At 63.6% G+C, this 18,125-nt stretch carries 18 protein-coding genes and 1 pseudogene; 9 read left to right on the top strand and 10 right to left on the bottom strand.

Going from position 1 to position 18,125, the window contains the following annotated elements:
• Window positions 1–29 precede the first annotated feature (29 nt).
• The 3 genes and pseudogenes from NCR34_RS20240 to NCR34_RS20230 all read right to left on the bottom strand — a co-directional run bounded on the left by NCR34_RS20240 (window position 30) and on the right by NCR34_RS20230 (window position 2,889).
• Window positions 30–1,326 (bottom strand): annotated as a pseudogene (locus NCR34_RS20240) (MFS transporter).
• A gap of 250 nt (window positions 1,327–1,576) precedes the next feature.
• Window positions 1,577–2,470 carry a LysR family transcriptional regulator gene (locus NCR34_RS20235; protein WP_248324379.1) on the bottom strand — a complete coding sequence of 298 codons (894 nt, stop codon included), beginning with the start codon at window positions 2,468–2,470 and terminating at the stop codon, window positions 1,577–1,579.
• A 116-nt stretch (window positions 2,471–2,586) separates the two neighbouring features.
• Entirely contained in the window at window positions 2,587–2,889 is a 303-nt protein-coding gene (locus tag NCR34_RS20230) for a hypothetical protein (protein WP_248324378.1), read from the bottom strand.
• A gap of 239 nt (window positions 2,890–3,128) precedes the next feature.
• Between NCR34_RS20230 and NCR34_RS20225 the strand changes: the two genes are divergently transcribed.
• Window positions 3,129–3,350, top strand: a complete 222-nt coding sequence (locus NCR34_RS20225; RefSeq protein ID WP_248324377.1) for an HP1242/YdcH family protein — start codon at window positions 3,129–3,131, stop codon at window positions 3,348–3,350.
• 133 nt (window positions 3,351–3,483) lie between these two features.
• On the top strand, window positions 3,484–4,527 hold the full coding sequence (gene ppk2, locus NCR34_RS20220; RefSeq protein WP_248324376.1) for a polyphosphate kinase 2: 1,044 nt from the start codon (window positions 3,484–3,486) through the stop codon (window positions 4,525–4,527).
• Here the strand turns inward: ppk2 and NCR34_RS20215 are convergent.
• Window positions 4,524–5,408, bottom strand: a complete 885-nt coding sequence (locus tag NCR34_RS20215) for a LysR substrate-binding domain-containing protein (RefSeq protein ID WP_248324375.1) — start codon at window positions 5,406–5,408, stop codon at window positions 4,524–4,526. The genes ppk2 and NCR34_RS20215 overlap by 4 nt on opposite strands.
• Window positions 5,409–5,489: 81 nt before the next feature.
• On the opposite strand from NCR34_RS20215, the gene NCR34_RS20210 reads away from it, so the two are divergent.
• Complete coding sequence (locus tag NCR34_RS20210; protein WP_248324374.1) at window positions 5,490–6,257, top strand: sulfite exporter TauE/SafE family protein; 768 nt, start codon at window positions 5,490–5,492, stop codon at window positions 6,255–6,257.
• Between the two features lie 130 nt (window positions 6,258–6,387).
• Here NCR34_RS20210 and NCR34_RS20205 read toward each other — a convergent pair whose 3' ends face one another.
• Window positions 6,388–6,738 carry a hypothetical protein gene (locus tag NCR34_RS20205; RefSeq protein ID WP_248324373.1) on the bottom strand — a complete coding sequence of 117 codons (351 nt, stop codon included), beginning with the start codon at window positions 6,736–6,738 and terminating at the stop codon, window positions 6,388–6,390.
• A 358-nt stretch (window positions 6,739–7,096) separates the two neighbouring features.
• The gene (locus tag NCR34_RS20200) at window positions 7,097–7,300 is read right to left on the bottom strand and encodes a cold-shock protein (RefSeq protein ID WP_008347993.1); all 204 of its coding nucleotides are present in this window, start codon (window positions 7,298–7,300) and stop codon (window positions 7,097–7,099) included.
• A 296-nt stretch (window positions 7,301–7,596) separates the two neighbouring features.
• Here NCR34_RS20200 and NCR34_RS20195 point away from each other — a divergent pair, with 296 nt between their 5' ends.
• From NCR34_RS20195 to NCR34_RS20185, 3 genes are all read left to right on the top strand, one after another.
• Entirely contained in the window at window positions 7,597–8,451 is an 855-nt protein-coding gene (locus NCR34_RS20195; protein WP_250501014.1) for an oxidoreductase, read from the top strand.
• Between the two features lie 9 nt (window positions 8,452–8,460).
• Complete coding sequence (locus NCR34_RS20190; RefSeq protein ID WP_248324371.1) at window positions 8,461–9,018, top strand: M48 family metalloprotease; 558 nt, start codon at window positions 8,461–8,463, stop codon at window positions 9,016–9,018.
• A 94-nt stretch (window positions 9,019–9,112) separates the two neighbouring features.
• Window positions 9,113–9,457, top strand: a complete 345-nt coding sequence (locus NCR34_RS20185; protein WP_159832771.1) for a response regulator — start codon at window positions 9,113–9,115, stop codon at window positions 9,455–9,457.
• Window positions 9,458–9,477: 20 nt separating this feature from the next.
• Here the strand turns inward: NCR34_RS20185 and NCR34_RS20180 are convergent, their stop codons facing one another.
• From NCR34_RS20180 to NCR34_RS20170, 3 genes are all read right to left on the bottom strand, one after another.
• The gene (locus tag NCR34_RS20180; RefSeq protein WP_248324370.1) at window positions 9,478–9,735 is read right to left on the bottom strand and encodes a hypothetical protein; all 258 of its coding nucleotides are present in this window, start codon (window positions 9,733–9,735) and stop codon (window positions 9,478–9,480) included.
• Window positions 9,736–9,789: 54 nt separating this feature from the next.
• Entirely contained in the window at window positions 9,790–10,890 is a 1,101-nt protein-coding gene (locus NCR34_RS20175) for a glycosyltransferase family 2 protein (protein WP_248324369.1), read from the bottom strand.
• A 580-nt stretch (window positions 10,891–11,470) separates the two neighbouring features.
• Window positions 11,471–13,402 (bottom strand): methyl-accepting chemotaxis protein, encoded by a 1,932-nt coding sequence (locus tag NCR34_RS20170; RefSeq protein WP_248324368.1) that lies wholly within the window; start codon window positions 13,400–13,402, stop codon window positions 11,471–11,473.
• A 411-nt stretch (window positions 13,403–13,813) separates the two neighbouring features.
• On the opposite strand from NCR34_RS20170, the gene NCR34_RS20165 reads away from it, so the two are divergent.
• Window positions 13,814–15,103 (top strand): MFS transporter, encoded by a 1,290-nt coding sequence (locus tag NCR34_RS20165; protein ID WP_248324367.1) that lies wholly within the window; start codon window positions 13,814–13,816, stop codon window positions 15,101–15,103.
• Between the two features lie 49 nt (window positions 15,104–15,152).
• On the opposite strand, the gene NCR34_RS20160 is transcribed toward NCR34_RS20165, so the two are convergent.
• Window positions 15,153–16,160: a LacI family DNA-binding transcriptional regulator gene (locus NCR34_RS20160; protein ID WP_248324366.1), complete on the bottom strand. Its 1,008-nt coding sequence runs from the start codon at window positions 16,158–16,160 to the stop codon at window positions 15,153–15,155.
• 180 nt (window positions 16,161–16,340) lie between these two features.
• On the opposite strand from NCR34_RS20160, the gene NCR34_RS20155 reads away from it, so the two are divergent.
• Together NCR34_RS20155 and NCR34_RS20150 are read left to right on the top strand one after the other, a co-directional pair.
• On the top strand, window positions 16,341–17,171 hold the full coding sequence (locus NCR34_RS20155) for an NAD-dependent epimerase/dehydratase family protein (protein WP_248324365.1): 831 nt from the start codon (window positions 16,341–16,343) through the stop codon (window positions 17,169–17,171).
• Complete coding sequence (locus tag NCR34_RS20150) at window positions 17,168–18,076, top strand: SMP-30/gluconolactonase/LRE family protein (protein ID WP_248324364.1); 909 nt, start codon at window positions 17,168–17,170, stop codon at window positions 18,074–18,076. The genes NCR34_RS20155 and NCR34_RS20150 overlap by 4 nt, the downstream gene beginning before the upstream one ends.
• The last annotated feature ends 49 nt before the right edge of the window (window positions 18,077–18,125 follow it).

Here is an 18,125-nt window from a genome sequence, read left to right as displayed (position 1 = left end):
TGTAAGTGTCGTGGAATCGAAACGAATGCTCAGGCGCTGCGGCGCGCGTCGTCGGTGCGTTCTTCTAGCGCTGCATCGTCGGACGGACGCACGCGCATGACGAGCGCGATGATCGTCGCGACGACCAGGAACGCGGCGATGGTCACGAGCGCGAGCTTGAAGTTGCCCGTCGCGTTGCGCACGAGCCCGATGCTCCACGGTCCCACGAGCCCGCCGAACTGCGCGATGGTGTTGATGAGCGCAATCGTCGCGGCGCCGGCCGCGCCGGTGCGAAACGAGGCAGCGAGGCTCCAGAAGAGCGGATTGCCCGCATAGATGAAAAGACCGGTCACGCACAGCAGCACATAGGCGATGACGGGCGAGGGCGCGTAGGCGCTCGCGGCGATCGCCACCGCGCTCATGCCATAGACGAAGGCGAGGTGCTTCTTGCGAATCACCCGTGCGGTCCGAGCTGCGGCTGATGATGAAGGTGCCGAGCACGCCTAAGAGCGGCGGCGCCGCCGAGAGAAAGCCCACTTCGATGTTCGTGAGATGGCCGAGTCCCTTGACGATCTGCGGCAGCCACAGAAAGAGCCCGTAGATGCCGACGAGCGCGCACCCGAAGAGGCATGCAAGACTCCACACGCGGATATCGCCGGCTACGCGCCACATCGACACATGCGCGTCGCCGCCGCGCTGCTTGCGTTCCGCCTGAAGCGTGCTTTCGAGCCATTGCTTCTCTTCGGCCGTGAGCCAGTTGGCATCGGCAGGGCGCTCCTGCATCGCCTTCAGCGTGACGAAACCGAGCAGGATGGCGGGCACGCCTTCGCAGATGAACATCCATTGCCAGCCCGCGAGGCCGAGCAGGCCGTTGGCATAGGTCATGAGCGCCGTCGAGATGGGACCGCCCAATACCGCCGAGAAAGAGCCCGCGATGATATAGCCGCCCACCGCGCGCGCCCGGTAGCGCTCGGGAAACCACTTCGTCAGATAGACGGCCACGCCCGGCAGAAAGCCCGCTTCCATGACGCCGAGCAGAAAGCGCACGGTATAGAAGCTCGTGTCGTTGAAGACGAAGGCCGTCGCCGCCGCGACCGCGCCCCACGTGATGAGAATGCGCGCGATCCATCTTCGCGCGCCGACGCGATGCAAGAGCAGATTGCTCGGCACTTCGAGGAGCATGTAGCCCACGAAGAACACGCTGCCCGCGAAGCCGAATACGGCGGGGCTGAAGTTGAGCGCGTGATTCATGTCGAGCGCTGCGAAGCCGATGTTGATGCGATCGAGATAGTTGAAGAACATCATCGCGAAGAGCAAGGGCATGAGGCGGCGGTACACCTTGTGCATCGTCGCGGATGCGGTCGCGGACTCGATCTCGGAAGCAGGCGCGCGTGTCATCGTCGTCTCCATGCGCCGGCTTCTTGGCCGACGTCGTTCGATGGCTGTTTGATAACTGTTCGATGATCCGAAGCGAGTGCTTCTGCGCTTCGGCCACGAACGGTCATCATAGGGACGCGACAGGTCCGCCGTCCAAGACGGAATCCGCATGCTTCCATAGGCTTTTGCTTATAGCGGCCGCAAGCGCTGCCGCGTTGGGTCAGCGTGGCGTGTCGGCAAGAGGAAGGCACGCAAGAAACGCCTGCACATGCGGCGAGGCGTCAGTGCTTCGAAAGGTCGCCGTGAGCGACGTGACCTGCGCCGCGCCCGGTCCCGCGAGATGCCGATAGACGACGTCGGAGCGGCCGTGCAGCGCCACCGATTCGCCTACATACGTGACGCCGAGTCCCGCGGCGACGAGCGCAATGGCGGTCTGTATTTCGTAGGCCTCATGCGCGACGTTGGGCGTGGCGCCCGCATCGCGATACAGCGAAGCGATGAAGCGCGGAAAATGCGCGGCGGGATGCTTCGGATAAACGATGAGCGGCGTCTGCGCGAGCTCGTCGATGCGAACCGTGTCGCGTTTCGCGAGCGGATGATCGGACGCGAGCACAGCCATCACGCGTTCCTGCAACAGCGTGCGCGTCGCGCAGCCGGGCCGGTCCGGCGCCTGTCTGCCGATGCCGATATGGATGCGCGCATCGCGGAAGGCATCGGCTTGTTCTTCGGTCAACATTTCGAAGAGCTTCAGCTCGACTTTCGGATACGCTGCGTGAAATGCCTTGAGCGCCGGCGGCAGCACGCTATACATGGCCGAACGGGTAAAGCCGATTGCAAGCCAGCCGAGCGTGCCGGCGTCGATCGCGCGCACGCCGAGCGTCGCCTGCTCGCAGCGTTCGAGAATCTGCCGTGCTTCCGTATAGAAATAGCTGCCCGCTTCCGTGAGACGCAAGGGCCGGCTGCCGCGGTCCACCAACTGGCTGCCGAGACGTTCTTCGAGCGAACGGATCTGTTGTGATAGCGCGGGCTGCGCAATGTGGAGGCGTTCTGCCGCCCGGCTGAAGTTGAGCTCTTCAGCGAGCACGATAAAGCACTGCAATCCCCGGAGGTTCATTCATGCGCTCCTGGCCGCCGGCACGTTCGCGTTCGGAGCCGACCGGGGGCGTCCGCCCGATCGGCGGAACATGATAACGAAGCGCACCGGCTCCGCGCAAAGCGGAGCCGTCTGTACTATTTGCCGCTGCCCGCAGCTGCGCCTGCGCGAGCGGCGGCGCCAGTGTTCGCGGCCGCATTCGACGGATTCTGGCCGTTGACGCCGTTCGCCGTGTTGCCGTAAGTGCTTCCGGTGGAGGTCGAATTGGAATTCGAATACGCGGGCGCCGATTTCGCCGGTTTCGGCTGAAGCGTCTGATTGATGACGCCGATCTGTCCGAGCTTGTGGGCAGCGGAATTGTCTGCCTGCGAAGCGGTGGCAAAAACGAGGCCGCCAGCGCCGATCGCGAACGCGACGACGGAGGTAAGGGTTGTCTTCATGATGTCTCCCTGCGGGAACGCGTGGTCCCGAACGACTATTGTGCGCGGCGGATCGGTCGGCGGGCAGGAGGGTTTTCGCCTACGGCTCGCATGCGGTCTTTCTCTGCCGCATTAGGGATGCGGCGATATTACGCAGCATGGAAGCGGCCGGCGAGCGGCGAAACAGCAGCGCCAATCGGTAAGATGTACTACGTAGTGTTGAATGACGTTCTCGTCCGTACCGCATGGAGAATCGCAGCATGTTTCCCGAATACCGTGACCTGATATCCCGCCTCAAGACCGAAGACGCGCACTTTGCGAAGCTCTTCGACCGGCACAATGCGCTCGATCATGAAATCCGCAACATGGAGACCGGCGTCACGCCGGCCGATCCCTTTGCAGTCGAAGCCTTGAAGAAAGAGAAGCTGCTGCTGAAAGACAAGCTGTACGTCGTATTGCGTAAGGCCGCCGAAGCGGCTTGACGAGACGGCTTCTCGCACGCGCCGCCGCATACGCTGCGGCATTAGGGAGAAAAGGACTTTGAAAAACGCAAGACCAACCGGGGCGCCCGCAGGCCCGACTTCTCGACGCGAACCCCACGAACAGGACGGCGACGTGAGCGTTGCCGAAGCGTCCGAGGCTATTCTCAAGCAGGAAACGCAGGACGCAGTGGATGCGGCCAATGAACTCATCACGAGCGGCATGGCGGACGTGCTCGCGTATGCCGCCTCGAACAGCGAAAGCACCGAAACGCGCATCGACACGCTCAAAGCCATCATAGGCGGCCTGTCTCCGGACGAGGCGGCCACCTTGCGCGCGTATCTGTTCGAGGCTACATCGCTCGTGGGAGCGCCGGCATCGCGCAGGCAGCGTCAGGACGAAGAACTGTCGGCGGGCTGGCGTCACGGGGAATATCCGTACAAGCATCTGATGTCGCGTCAGGCGTACGAGAAGCAGAAGTACCGGCTTCAGGTCGAATTACTGAAGCTGCAGGCGTGGGTGAAAGAGACGGGTCAACGCGTCGTGATCCTGTTCGAAGGGCGCGATGCGGCCGGCAAGGGCGGCGCCATCAAACGTTTCATGGAGCATCTGAATCCGCGCGGCGCGCGCGTCGTGGCGCTGGAGAAGCCTTCGGAACGCGAACGAGGGCAATGGTATTTCCAGCGCTATGTCGAACACCTTCCGACTGCCGGCGAGATCGTGCTGTTCGACCGTTCGTGGTACAACCGCGCAGGCGTCGAGCGCGTGATGGGCTTCTGCACGAATCAGGAGTACGACGCCTTCATGCAGCAGGTGCCGGCATTCGAGCGGCACCTCACGCAAAGCGGCGTGCATATCATCAAGTTCTGGTTCTCCGTGAGCCGCGCGGAACAACGCCGCCGTTTCAAGGAGCGCGAAGTGCATCCGCTCAAGCAATGGAAGCTCAGTCCCGTGGACCTCGCTTCGCTCGACAAGTGGGACGACTACACCGCCGCGAAGGAAGCCATGTTCGCGCATACCGACACAGCCGATACGCCGTGGACCGTCGTGCGCTCTGATTGCAAGAAGCGCGCGCGCCTCAACGCCATGCGCTATGTGCTGCATCGGCTGCCGTATGCGAATCGCGATATCAGGACCATCGGTCCGGTCGATCCGCTGATCGTCGGGCGGGCGTTCTAGGCCGCAGCCTCGATCAGTTGATGCGCGAGCAGACTCGCATGAGGCGTCAGCGCATCGAAAGCGCGCGCGCAGAGCAGCAGGCGGCGCGTGGCCCAAGGCTCCGATAGCGGCACGATCGCGAGACCGGGCCGCCGCAACGCCTGCGCCGATACATCCGAAAGAATCGCGATGCCGATGTCCGCTTCGACCAGCATGCCGACGTTGTCGAGGCTGCGCATGTGAATGCGGTAGTCCAGTTGCTTGCCGAGCCGCGACGCGCGTTCGGCAAGATGCATCTCCAGCGCGGCATCCGCGAGTCCGACGTACGCTTCGCTCACGATATCCGCAAATGCCGCGGCGGATTGCTGCGCCACGCGATGCGAGCAGTGCGCGACCACAACGAGTTGATCCTGCGCGATCACATGCGTCTGCAAGCTGGCGAGGTCGGTGATATCGGCCACGATGCCCAGGTCCGCGCGGCCTTCGGCGAGTGCCTGCACGATATCGACGCTCGGCCGTTCATCGAGGTCGATGGAGAGATCGGGATGCGCCGCGAGAAAGCGCGCGAGTTGCATGGGCAGGAAGGCGGCGAGGGCAGCCGTATTCGACAGCAGTTTGATGCGGCCTTTGAGACCGGTTGCGTAATGACGCAGCTCGCCCCGCATCTGTTCGACCTGAGCCAGAATCACGCGGGCATGCCGCACGAACGCTTCGCCCGCGGCGGTCGCCTGCACGCCCCGGCGATTGCGTTCGAGAAGCGGCGCGCCGAGCGCCGCTTCCATGCCGGCAATGCGTTCACTCGCCGATGCCAGCGCAAGATGCATGGCCTGCGCGCCGGCCGTGATGCTGCCGCGCTCCAGCACGGTCAGAAAAAGCCGCATGTCGGTAAGGTCGAAGCGCATGCCGTGCCTTCGGTCGCGCCGAAGCCTCGCATTGGAATTGCCAGATCGTAAGCGCGCAGGCCGCCCGCTACGATCTGCCGCATGGAACCTCTTATCGTTGTGACAGGCGCGGGTTTCCTCGCGGGCGCGATGAATGCGCTGGCGGGCGGCGGCTCGTTCGTGAGCCTGCCCGCGCTCATTGCAGCGGGCTTGCCCCCGGTTCAGGCGAACGCTTCGTCGACCGTGGCGCTCTTTCCCGGCGGCGTGGTCAGCGCGTGGGCGTACCGCGACGGCTTGAGCCCGGTCGGCCCGGTGTCGCTTCGCGCGATGCTTGTCATCACCGTGATCGGCGGGCTGATCGGCGCGGCCTTGCTGCTCCGCACGTCGTCATCCACGTTCTCGTTCTTGTTGCCGTGGCTCATGCTATGCGCGAGTCTCGCGCTCGCATTCGGCCGCACGCTTGGCGAAGCGTTGCGGCGAAGGTGGCGCATCGGCGCGCCATCGGTTCTCGCGATTCAGTTGGCGCTCGGCATCTATGGCGGCTATTTTGGCGGCGCGGTCGGCATCATGATGATGGCCGTCTGGGGCTTGCTCGACGCGCGCGATCTCAAGAGCCTGAACGCGCCGCGCACGTTGCTCGTCAGCGCAGCGAACTCGGTCGCGGTGGTGACGTTCGCACTGGCGCACGCGGTGCGCTGGCCGGAGACCGTTGCGATGCTCGTCGCGGCCATCGCGGGCGGATACAGCGGCGCGCAGCTGGGGCGTCGCGCGCCGCCTGGCGCCATTCGGGCCGTGACGCTGCTGCTGAGCGCAGGCATCACCATCGCCTTCTTCGTGCGAACGTATGGGCCGATGCTGTCGCATCGATGAAACATCATGATCGCCGCTCTGTTAGAAACGATTGGCGTGCTGTCCGTGCTCGCGAGCGTGGCCGCGAAGATCGCGTGGGCGCGCGACCGTGCCGATCAAACGCCGCAGACAGATCAGCCGGGCGCGCCGCTCATTGAAGCGGACTTGCATAAGGCGGCAAGCCAAGCGCCTTCGCCGCCGATTCATACGCGCGGACGAAGCGGGGGTCGTCGGCCGCTTCGCGCGCCATCCACGCGCCGAGCTCTTCGCTGCAAGCGGCCTGCGCGATGGAGTCGAAACACGCCGACTTCTCGGACATCATGCTCGCTGCCCAATAAAAGCCGAAGAGCGTTCGCTTCTCTGCGGGAGCCATACGGATTGCGTCGGGATCGGCGCCGGAAAACCAGTGCGCGAGTTTCATCTTGAGCGTGGCATCGGTCTCGTGAGCGTCATAGGAGAACAGATAACCGCCGCCTGATTGAGCCGTATGAAAGTCGTCCATCACGACCGCGCTAACGAAACGGGCCGCGCGCGCATTCAGGGCAAACGATTGCGCGTGTGCGCTAGCGAACACACACCAGAGCATGATGAGCAACGCATGAACGGTGTACCGTGGCCAGACACGGCGCTTTTCTAGGCTGCTTCGCGGATTCACGCCAATGAAGATCCAGGAATGTCGCTGCTTTTTCTCGCAGCTTTGAATGTGATGCGTGAATTCTACTGACTTATTGCCCTTGCCGCGATGCTGTTGAAGCGGCGTCATCGCCAAGAGAAAGAAGCTACAGAGCAAAGCTACAGTGCAAAAATAACAAACGGCCCCGAAGGGCCGTTGTGCGCCGAGGCAGCCTGCTATAACTGATTTACAGCGGCTGGATCGTCGAAGCTTGCTTGCCCTTCGGGCCTTGCTTGACTTCGAAGCTCACCTTCTGGTTTTCCTGAAGCGACTTGAAACCCTTGGACTGGATTTCGGAGAAATGTGCAAACAGGTCCTCACCGCCGTCATCCGGCGTAATGAAACCAAAACCCTTTGCATCGTTGAACCACTTGACGGTACCTGTTGCCATTTTTCCAACCCTAAGAGACGAATTTCGTTGAAGATGCGCCCGTGATGTCGAGCGAATACATTTTTACCATGACTCGTGTTTTTGGTCCAATACGCGTTTCTGCTAAGCATGTGGACTTACGCACGTCACAATAAACAAAATTACTTGGCCTCTCTCAGACGTCGGTTTAATTTGCCGCTTTTAGTTCGAGAAGCATGAGATGTGTCCATTACGCCGTACAGCGGCAGCGTCGCGAGCACGTTCACGGCATTGCGCTCAGAATGACTGACATACCGCTATCTTTCACGGAGAAGCTAATGTCGGCATCAAGCAGCGATTCACCCGTGTGGTTCATCACAGGGTGCTCGACGGGCTTCGGCCGCGAGCTTGCCACGGCCGTTATCGATCGCGGATGGCGGGCGGTGGTCGCCGCGCGCGATCCGAAGAGCGTCGAGGATCTGATCGAACGCGCGCAGGGCCGCGCGCTTCCCGTGCAACTGGACGTGACCCGCGCGGACCACATTGCGGCCGCCGTCGCTGCGGCGCATGAATCGTTCGGCCATATCGACGTGCTCGTGAACAACGCCGGCTTCGGTTATCTCGCTGCGGTGGAAGAAGGCGAGGACGACGAAGTGCGCGCCATGTTCGAAGCGAACTTCTTCGGCGCGGCGGCGATGATCCGCGCGGTCCTGCCACGCATGCGCGTGCGCCGCGCGGGGCATATCGTCAACATCACGTCGGTGGGCGGTCTCGTCGGCAATCCGGGCAGCGGCTATTACGCCGCGACGAAGTTCGCGCTGGAGGGGCTCGGCGAGGCGCTGGCACGCGAAACGGAAGGGCTCGGCATCAAGGTCACGGCAGTGGAACCGGGACCGTTCCGCACGGACTGGGCGGGGCGCTCGTTGCGTCAGACGCGCAAGCCGATCGACGATTACGCCGATGTCGCAGGCCGTCGTCGCGCGGGCATCGCGCAGACGAGCGGCAAGCAGCCGGGCGACCCGGTCCGCGCCGCGCAAGTCATCATCGAAGCGGTGCAATCCGCCGAGCCGCCCGCGCATCTGGTGCTCGGCAATGCCGGCATGGAGCTCGTGCGCACCAAACTCACGCGGCTCGCGCGTGACCTCGACGCTTGGCAGGCGCGCAGCGCGTGGAGCGACAACCCAGTGGAATGACATTGCGACATGGACCGGGCGCAGCAACTGGCATCGCGGCTCGTCGCGCAGTATGCGCAGGCGCTGGGCATCGCGACGCCCGGCGTCCGGTTCGTGGAGACGTCGTGCGGGCCGTGCTATGACGCCTTGTTTGATCGCATCGAAATCGATTCACGCACGCTCGGGTTGCCCGAGCCCGCGCTTCGCCTCGTTCTCGCGCACGAAGTCGCGCACGCGACGCAACGCGCCGCGTTGCTCGCGGACTTCGTGGCGACCCTGTTCGGCGTGAGCTTGATCTTCGCGGTGCCATGCGTCCTGTTCGCGGCGTTGCCGGACGGTGAGCTTTGGCGCGTGTCCGTTCCCGGTGCAGGCTTCGCGCTGATCGTGTTAGCGTCACGCAAAGCAAGGCGCGCACGTGCCGACGCGCGCGCGGCGAGATTGGAACGAGATGCGGATGCCAAGGCCACGCGCCTTTGCGGCTCGCAAGCGACGCTCGACGCGCTGAATGTGATGGTCACCCGCGGCTATATCGACGCCACTCGGCTTCACGCCCTGCAGCATCAGCTTCCACTCTCACGGCCTGAATAGAGGCCGAGAAAATGGCTCGGTTCTTGCGTGCGTTCATTGCCTGACGCCTCGGCCTCAAGCGCGACGCGAACCCACGCCTTCCGGATGACCGATCATGTATGTCCTGTTTGTAGAAGATGACGCCCGTCTTTGCGATGCATTCAGAGACCTCGCCGTGTCTCTCGGACACGTCGCGCATGTGGCCTACGACGGTCATCAGGCGATGCTGCTCGCGGCGGAAAACCGCTACGACACCATCTTCATCGACATCGGCTTGCCGGATGTGGACGGCCGCGACCTGTGCCGGCGATTGCGCGCGGCGGGACCGAGCCAGCTTGCGTGCGTCGTGGCGGTCACCGGCGACGATCGCCACAGGAACGAACTGCACGAGCATTTCGACGGCTATTTCCTGAAGCCTTTCACCGCCGACGGTTTTCGCGCGGTGCTCGACGCCTGCTGAACGCGCGAACACACTGACGTTCAGACGTCCAGATCGTCGGCCTTCTTGCGCTCGCGGCGTTCTTCGTTCGCGCGGCGCGCGCGCAGGCGTTGCCGCGACAACTCGGCAATGACTTCGCCCGTCGATGCGCCCGCCGGAATCTCGTTGCGTATGACCTTGGGAACCATGGGCAAGCCCATGCGTTGCCTGCGCAGCGCGCGGGCGATGGCGGTGCGGCATGTTTGTCCGTGACAGTCCCATTCGTCGCGGATTCTTTCGCAATAGGGGCACTTTTCCATGCGTGCAGTTTACTGCGAAACGCGGGAAGCTCGCCCGCGCTGCCTCGCGCGACCTCAAACGCGTGAACGTTCGGTGATGCGCAGCCGTTCTCTGCGAAGCGGCCGCCGCTCCCGCTGATGACGATCGAGGCTGCGCCTCAGGACTTTCTTCACGAGCGACTTGAGGAAGTGAATCGATCGGTCCGTGCGCACGTTGAGGTCGAAAGGCTTGAGTTCGACCACTGTGCGTCCGTTGCGTTCGGCAAGCCTTGCGCGCGTGCTTCGATGATCGGCCGCCATGGCGGACAGGATTTCCGACGCCTCGCGAAACGATGCGCGATCGACTCGCGCGCAGACGTGGCAGGCGCGCTGGAAGACCTTGTCGAACACGGCGAGCCAGAAATCGTCCATCTCGCCGCCGTCGCAGCGCGCGAGCGCCTCGACGCCGTTCACCTGCAGATCGCGCATATCGTGCAGCGTGGCTTTCTGCGTGATGCTGCCGAACCGTCTGCGATAGCCGATCAGCGGCTCTGCAATGCGGTAAATGCGATTCGCGAGCAGGTACAAGGACGGCATGAGCGCCATGTCTTCGTAATGGCGGCCGACGGGAAACTGAGTGGTCTTGAACAGGTCCGTGCGATACACGCGCGCCCAGACGAACGTGTGGAAGGTATCGGCGAAATGCAGTCGCGCATCGCGATCCACCGCATGATCGCCGCCTTCCGTGTCGCTCACCAGGACGAGTTCGTCCAGCTGGCGCCCCTCGTCGTCGATGATGCTCACGTTGTACTCGACCATGTCGTACTTACCTTCCGCGAGGCGCGGAATGATGGCCTCGGTGAATCCTTTGAGGTAGATGTCGTCGCCGTCCAGGAATCCGACGTAGGGCGTCTTCACCGCGGCGAGACCCAGATTGCGGGCGGCGCTGACGCCGGCGTTCTGCTGCCGGATGAGCTCGATATGCGCGCCGCCGTCGCGCTCGATCATCAGTTGGACTGCGGAGTTGGTCTCGTCATGAGACCCGTCGTCGACGACGATGATGCGCATCGCGTCGATGTGTGGCTGGCTCAGTAGCGACTCGAGCGCTTCTTCGATGTACCCCTCGACGTTATAGGCTGCAACCACGATGGTGAGCAGCGGACTTGTGTCTGACCCAGGGTCACGCTCGAAAGACATAGGGACGCTCCGTCTAAATCGGGTTGAAGGAAGCGCCGCCGAAAGGGCGACGCCGTGGCGCGAAACGTCGCGCTCCCCGGACGAATCTTGTGGTCGGTCGCATCGCAGACATTGGCGTGGCATGCCGCTGACAAGCGGCACGTTGCTGGTTGCGATGTCTAGTTATACATGTTGGCGGGCCCGGCCGCATGTCGAGGCAGTGGTCGACCGGGTGGATGCCTTTGCATCGAAGCGCATGCCCCGATGTGATGCACATCATGTCAACCGCGCCACGCAATAGAGCACCTTCGCTGCGGTGGGTTCCCCGAATGAGCCCGAGATCACGCCGATGCGTCGATTCACTGGCTCCTAGCATCCTAGCCGTTCTAAAAGAAGGATGCGCGGTCGTCGTTTAAATACTAGGTTGCCTCCCGCAGGTCAAGTTCGCGCCGGGTATGGCTCGAGGACGAGGGAGCAAGGACAGTGCCAAGGCGGGGGGGCAGAAGACGGAGGCGCGGGGACGCTCTAAACACTGGCCTGCGAAGGCGTTAAACAAGCGACGTGAGCCGCTTGCTTACAGTGGTTCGAAGTCACGCGTTCGTCACACGCGAAACATGCTGACTGCGTGTGCCAGCCGCTCGGCGTGCTCGCGCAGCTCGGCGGTCGAATGTTCCGCTTCGCCGACGAGCGACGCGTTCTGCTGCGTCGCCTCGCCGATCTGCATCACGGCCGTGTTCACCTGCTCGATACCGCTAGCCTGCTCGCGCGAGGCGACACCGATCTCGCCGACGATCGCATTCACGCGCGCCACCTGATCGACGATGCCGCGCATGGTGCCGCTCGCTTCCTCCGCAATCCTGAAGCCGTGCGAAACCTTGGTCGCGGACTCCGAGATCAACGCTTCGATTTCCTTGACCGCGCCCGCACTGCGTTGAGCCAGCGCGCGCACTTCCGATGCGACGACCGCGAAGCCCTTGCCGTGTTCGCCCGCACGCGCCGCCTCGACGGCTGCGTTGAGCGCAAGAATGTTCGTCTGGAATGCGATGCTTTCGATCGTCGCGGTGATGTCGGCGATGCGTCGCGAGGATGCATCGATCTCGCTCATCGTCTCGACGACGCGCGCCACGGCCTCGCCGCCCGCGCGTGCCGCGTCGGATGCGGATGCCACCAGCGTGCCCGCCTGCTCGGTGTTCGCTGCGTTCTGCTGAACGGTCGATGTGATCTGTTCCATGCTCGCCGCGGTCTCCTCGACGCTCGATGCCTGCGTCGCGATGCGCGATGCGATGTCGCTGCTGCCGGACGCGATGCGCGCGGTGCCGTCCGTCATATCGGCGGATGCGCTGCGCACTTGCGCGACGATGCCCGCGAGCCCTTGCGATACGCCGTCGATCGCGCGCATCAGACGCCCGATGTCGTCCTGGCGCGCCGTGTCGATGCGCACGGTGAGATCGCCCGCGGCGATGCGTTCGGAAGCGCGCGTCACTTCGTCGATAGGCGCGCCAACGAGCCTGGAGACGGCATAGAGCAGCGCGGCGACGAGCGCGGCGATCACGACGAGGCCCAGCAACAGGAAGCGATTGCGGCTTGCGCGAATGCCGGAGAGCAATTCATCGCGATAAGCGATGCCGCCGATCATCCAGTTCCATTCCGGCACCGTCGTGAAGACGATCTCCTTGGCGCCGCCGTGAACATGCGCGTCGGCGCCGGGGATGTCGGCGGCATCGAACGCGAGCTGGCCTTCGCGGGTTTCGAGCATGTGCGCGAACGGTGCGACGCGCTCATCCGCGACTTGTCCTTCGTTGCCGGGATGCACGAGCAGCTTGCCGCGGTTCGGCCCGTTCGACGCATCGACGACGAAGTGATAGCCGCTCTCGCCAACCGTCAACTTGCGGATGTCGTTCTGGAGCGCGGTCATTTCTGCCGTCACGTCGACGCCCACGAAAAGCGCGCCGATCACGCGGCCTGTCGCATCCTTCACGGGCTTGTATTCGGTGATGTATTGCTTGCCGAAGAGCGTAGCCATGCCGATATAGCTTTTCCCGGCCAGCACCGGGCCGTAAGCGGGGCCCTTGCGGTCGAGCATCGTGCCCACGGCGCGCGATCCGTCCTGCTTCTTGAGCGACGTGGTCACGCGGACGAAGTCGTCTCCCGTGCGGGCGAAGATCGTCGCGATTGCGCCGCTTTCATCCAGAAATGCATCAGGCAGGGAGAAGTCGCCGTTCAAGGGCTTGTCGCCCGCGCTCAGGAGCGGCGTCGCTGTGCCGGCGACCTCGACCGTATGCGTGTCGTCGAGCGTGAATTCGTTAGGCAGACGATGCGAAAAGATGGTCATGAAGCGCGTGACTTCCGCGCTCACTGCCGCGTCGTACAGGCGGATCATCGTCACGATCGAGCGATTGTCGCTTTCCACGCGGGCGAGCGCGTGGGCGTCGACTTGCTCGCCCGCGGAACGCGTGACGGCAAGCGTGAAACAGGCGACGACGATAGCGGCGAGCGTGCACGCGAGGACGGCGAACTGGGTCCCGGCGTTCATGCGGGCGAGACGTTGGAAGAGCATAGGTGCCTAGATCTTGGGAAGGTGTCCGGTGTTTATCGGCAAAAACTGGACGTTTCTTTAGCGAATCGGGTTTTTTCTTCCATCGCCGTCCGCGCTCTTCCGCCGGCATCTTGCATGCGGCATGCGGCGCGCAAAACACCAGTGAGCCGCGTCCGCGAGAAAAACGATTAACAGAGACTTGTCGTAGCGGCCCCACGTCCGACCGCGTACGGGACTGGTTAGGGTAAGTCCCGGGGTAGGCGTTACCCGTGCGATCGCTATATCCTTCGAAAAACGTTTTCCAAGAAAGCGCAGCGCGGCAGTCTCGCCGACGCATGCAAACGGCGCCCGTCGCCTTCACGAACTGACACGCGGCACGACGAGCGCCGCCGCGTACCGGAGACATTCATGCAAACAGCCGTCGTCGGCGTCGCACGCACTGCCAGCAGGTATCGGTGGATCGTGTGCGCATTGCTCTTCTTCGCGACCGTGATCAACTACATGGACCGGCAGATCCTGGGTCTGCTCGCGCCTCTGCTTCAGCATGACATCGGCTGGACGCAGATACAGTACGGACGCATCGTCATCGCGTTCTCGGCGTTCTACGCGGTCGGGCTGTTGTGCTTCGGGCGTATCGTCGACTGGCTGGGCACTCGCCTGTCGTACGCGCTGGCGATGTTCGTCTGGAGTCTGGCCGCGATGCTGCATGCGGCGGTCGGTTCGGTGATGGGATTCGCGATGGTTCGCGCGCTGCTCGGCATCGGCGAGGGCGGCAACTTCCCGGCAGCGATCAAGACGACGGCCGAATGGTTTCCGCGCCACGAGCGCGCGCTCGCCACTGGCATTTTTAATTCAGGCGCGAATATCGGCGCGGTGTTCGCGCCCGCCATCATTCCGGCGCTCGCGGTGGCGATGGGCTGGCGCGCGGCATTCGTGATCGTCGGCGCCATCGGCCTCGTATGGCTCGTGGTCTGGTTCTTCATGTATCGCCAGCCGGATAGCCGCACGCACGACGACGACCTTTCGCACGAAAAGGACGAAGCGGAAGCGGCGGACGCAGGCCATGCGAAGGCGGGCGCGCCCGGCTTCAAGGTGCTGATCCGCAAGCGCGAAACGTGGGCGTTCCTCATCGGCAAGTTCCTGACGGACCCGGTGTGGTGGTTCTACCTGTTCTGGCTGCCGAAGTGGCTCAACGAATCGCGCGGCATGGACATGCAGCACATCGGCCTGCCGCTCGTCATCATCTATGCGATCACCACGGTGGGCAGTATCGGCGGCGGCTGGATCTCATCGGCGCTGCTGCGCGCGGGCTGGAGCGTGAATGCAGCACGCAAAACCGCCATGTTGATTTGTGCATGCTGTGTACTGCCGATTGCATTCGTTTCGCAGGTGCACGATCTGTGGCTCGCGGTGGCGATCGTCGGACTCGCGGCGGCGGCGCATCAGGGATGGTCGGCGAATCTCTTCACGACGGCTTCGGACTTGTTCCCGCGTCGCGCGGTGGGGGCCGTGGTCGGTATCGGCGGCATGGCAGGGTCGATCGGCGGCGTGTTGTTCTCGGAAGTGATCGGTCAGGTATTGCAGCGCACCGGTCAGTACTGGGCGCTCTTTGCGATCGGCGCGCTGGCTTACCTCGTCGCGTTCGCCGTCATGCATGTACTGACGCCGAAGATGGCGCCCGCCAGACTCGACGCCTGAGCGCATCGTGCGACGCATCGTGAACGACATCGCCACGATGCGTCGCGTGTCACTCGGTCGTCGTGGCCGCGGCCGGAGCCGTCGATTCGCGCACGATCAAGCGCGGCTCGAACATGGAGTTGCCGGGGTCCGGATGGCCGGCGAGCGCGTCGATCAGCTTCTGCATCGCGAGTTCGCCCATCTTCTCGCTCTGGATATCGACGGTGGTAAGTCCGGGCGCGGCGTATGCGCCGTACGGCACGTTATCGATGCCCGTGACCGAGACGTCCTGAGGCACGCGAATGCCGAGCGTCGCGGCTTCCTTCATGAAGCCGAGCGCGATCAGGTCGTTGTAGCAGATGACCGCTTGGGGGCGTTTCGGCCCGAGCATGACGCGCGAGCAGGCGTGTTCGCCGGCAAGCGAGGTCGGAGCGTGGGCGTCGTGGACATCGAGTTCGAGTCCTGCCTCTTGAAGACACTCGCGCACGCCGCGAATCCGTTCATCGTTGATGCGCGCCTGGCCGAAGCCGAGGTATGCAATATGCCGATGCCCGAGATTGAGCAGATGCCGCGCGAGCATATGCGAGGCGAGGCGGTTGTCGATGCCGACGCTCGGAATGGGCAAGGCCTCGGCATTGCGCAGGAGCACGACCGGCTTGTCGAGATCGAGCATCCAGCGCGCGTCTTCGTCGGAGAGGCGCGAGCTGACGATCAGGCCGTCCACGCGCTGCGACAACGCCTCGATGAGCGGACGCTCGCGCGCCTGGCTTTCGTCGATATCGACGAGCAGCAGCGTGTAGTCGTGTCTCAGCGCAATGCGATTCGCGCCTTTGACGACGTTCGTGAAATGCGGATTGCTGATGTCGAGGATGGTGAGACCGATGGTGCGCGTGCGGCCGGTGATCATCGAGCGCGCGAGCGGGTTGGACCGGTAGCCGAGCGAGTCGATCGCGGCTCTGAGCCGCGCTTCCACGGGCGCGGAGAAGCGCTGCGCGCCGTTCATGTATTTGGATACCGTCGCGACCGACACGCCCGCTGCGGCGGCAACATCGCGAATGGTCGGAGAGGTCTTCTTCATGTGGGTAACGTTTTCGTGCGTTTTCCAAGTTTCCGGATTGTCGCAGAAAACTCGAACGTAGAATGGTGTTTTGAATACCGCATGCAACACGCCGGCTGAGCGCGGACGGGCGCTTGCCCGGCGCAACGGGGCCGAAAAACGTTTTACCGCATTGCATTCAATCTTAGTAGAGGAGTTTCGATGAACAACACCAACGCAACGGGGAAACCCTTCAGGCGTCTGCTGCTGACCGGTGCTGCCGGCAATCTCGGCCGTCAGATGCGGGGCGCGCTTGCACAGTGGGCCGACGTCGTGCGCGCATCCGATATCGCCCCGCTCGACGATGCCGCAGCGCATGAAGAAGTCAGCTCGGTCGATCTCGCGGACCGCGACGCGGTCATGCGCCTCGTGGAAGGCGTGGATGCGATCGTGCATCTCGGCGGCATATCGGTCGAAGCGCCTTTCGACGACCTGATCGAGGCGAACATTCGCGGCACGTATAACATCTATGAAGCCGCGCGCCGTCATGGCGTAAAGCGCGTCGTATTCGCAAGCTCGAATCACGCGATCGGCTTCCATCCGGTGACGGAAGTGCTCGACGCCGACGCGCCGCAGCGCCCCGACAGCCTCTATGGCGTGACGAAGTGCTTCGGCGAGTCGCTGTCGCGTTATTACTTCGACCGCTTCGGCATCGAGACGGTGTGCCTGCGCATCGGCTCTTCGTTCGAGGAACCCAAGAATCCGCGCATGCTGGTCACGTACCTCAGTTATCGGGATTTCATCGAACTGGTGCGTTGTTCGCTATTCACCAATCGCGTCGGACACACCATCGTGTATGGCGCATCCAACAATCCGCTGAAGTGGTGGGACAACACGAAGGCGGCTTTCCTCGGGTTCAATCCGCAAGACAGTTCGGCCGAGTTCAATGACCGCTTCCCGGTCACCGCGCCGACAGCCGAGCGTGACGATCCCGCGCAGCAGTTTCAGGGCGGCGCGTTCGTTCTCGGCGAGCCGATGGAGCGCAGCCAATGAGCGCTGCGCCGCGCGTCGAGCGGCTGGAGGCGGCTGGGCGCGCGACGGTCGGGGAGTGTCCGGTCTGGCATGCAAAAGACAGCGCGTTGTATTTTGTAGACATCCCGGACCGGCGCATCGTGCGGCTGCACGTCGACAGCGGGCGGCGCGCCGACTGGACGCTTCCCGAGCAGATCGCGTGTTTTGCATTCAATGCCGCGGGCGCGATCGTCGCCGGCATGGAAAGCGGGCTGCACGCGGTGGCGCTGGAGCATGCAGGCGAAGCTCGGGTTGCGCGCCTTGCCGCGCCCCGTTTCGCCGCGCCTGGCATGCGTTTCAACGATGGGCGTTGCGACCGGCAAGGGCGTTTCTGGGCGGGCACGATGGTGCAGGACATGTCGCTCGCCAGTCCGGCGGGCGCGCTCTATCGCTATGGCGCTGACGGCGTGTTGTCCGAGCCGGTCGTCGATGGTCTCGTCACGCAGAACGGCCTCGCGTTCTCGCCGGACGGCGCCACGATGTACCTGTCCGACTCCCACCCGACGCGGCGCCTGATCTGGGCATTCGAGTACGACGTCGCCACCGGCACGCCGCGCAATCGCCGGGTGTTCGCCGATCTGCATCACCACGCGGGGCGTCCCGACGGCGCCGCTCTCGACGCAGACGGCTGTTACTGGACGTGCGCCAACGATGCGGGCCGCCTGCTGCGCTTCACGCCAGAGGGCAAGCTGGACCGTTCGATCGCATTGCCCGCGGTCAAGCCGGCGATGTGCGCATTCGGCGGCGGCGATCTCGGGACCCTCTACGTCACGTCGATTCGCCCATCCGTCAACGCGACCGACGACGACGGTTGCCTCTTCGCTTTGCGCCCCGGTGTGCAAGGATTACCGGAACCGGAGTACGCCGGTATGTTACCGGTCGCATAAATGCCATGAAAACGCGGCAATCGACCCCCGCGAAGCGTGTGGTCGCTTA

The organism is Caballeronia sp. GAWG1-5s-s, from assembly GCF_023631445.1.
In the GTDB taxonomy this organism is placed as follows: domain Bacteria; phylum Pseudomonadota; class Gammaproteobacteria; order Burkholderiales; family Burkholderiaceae; genus Caballeronia.
This window is presented reverse-complemented; position numbering and strand designations above follow the sequence as displayed.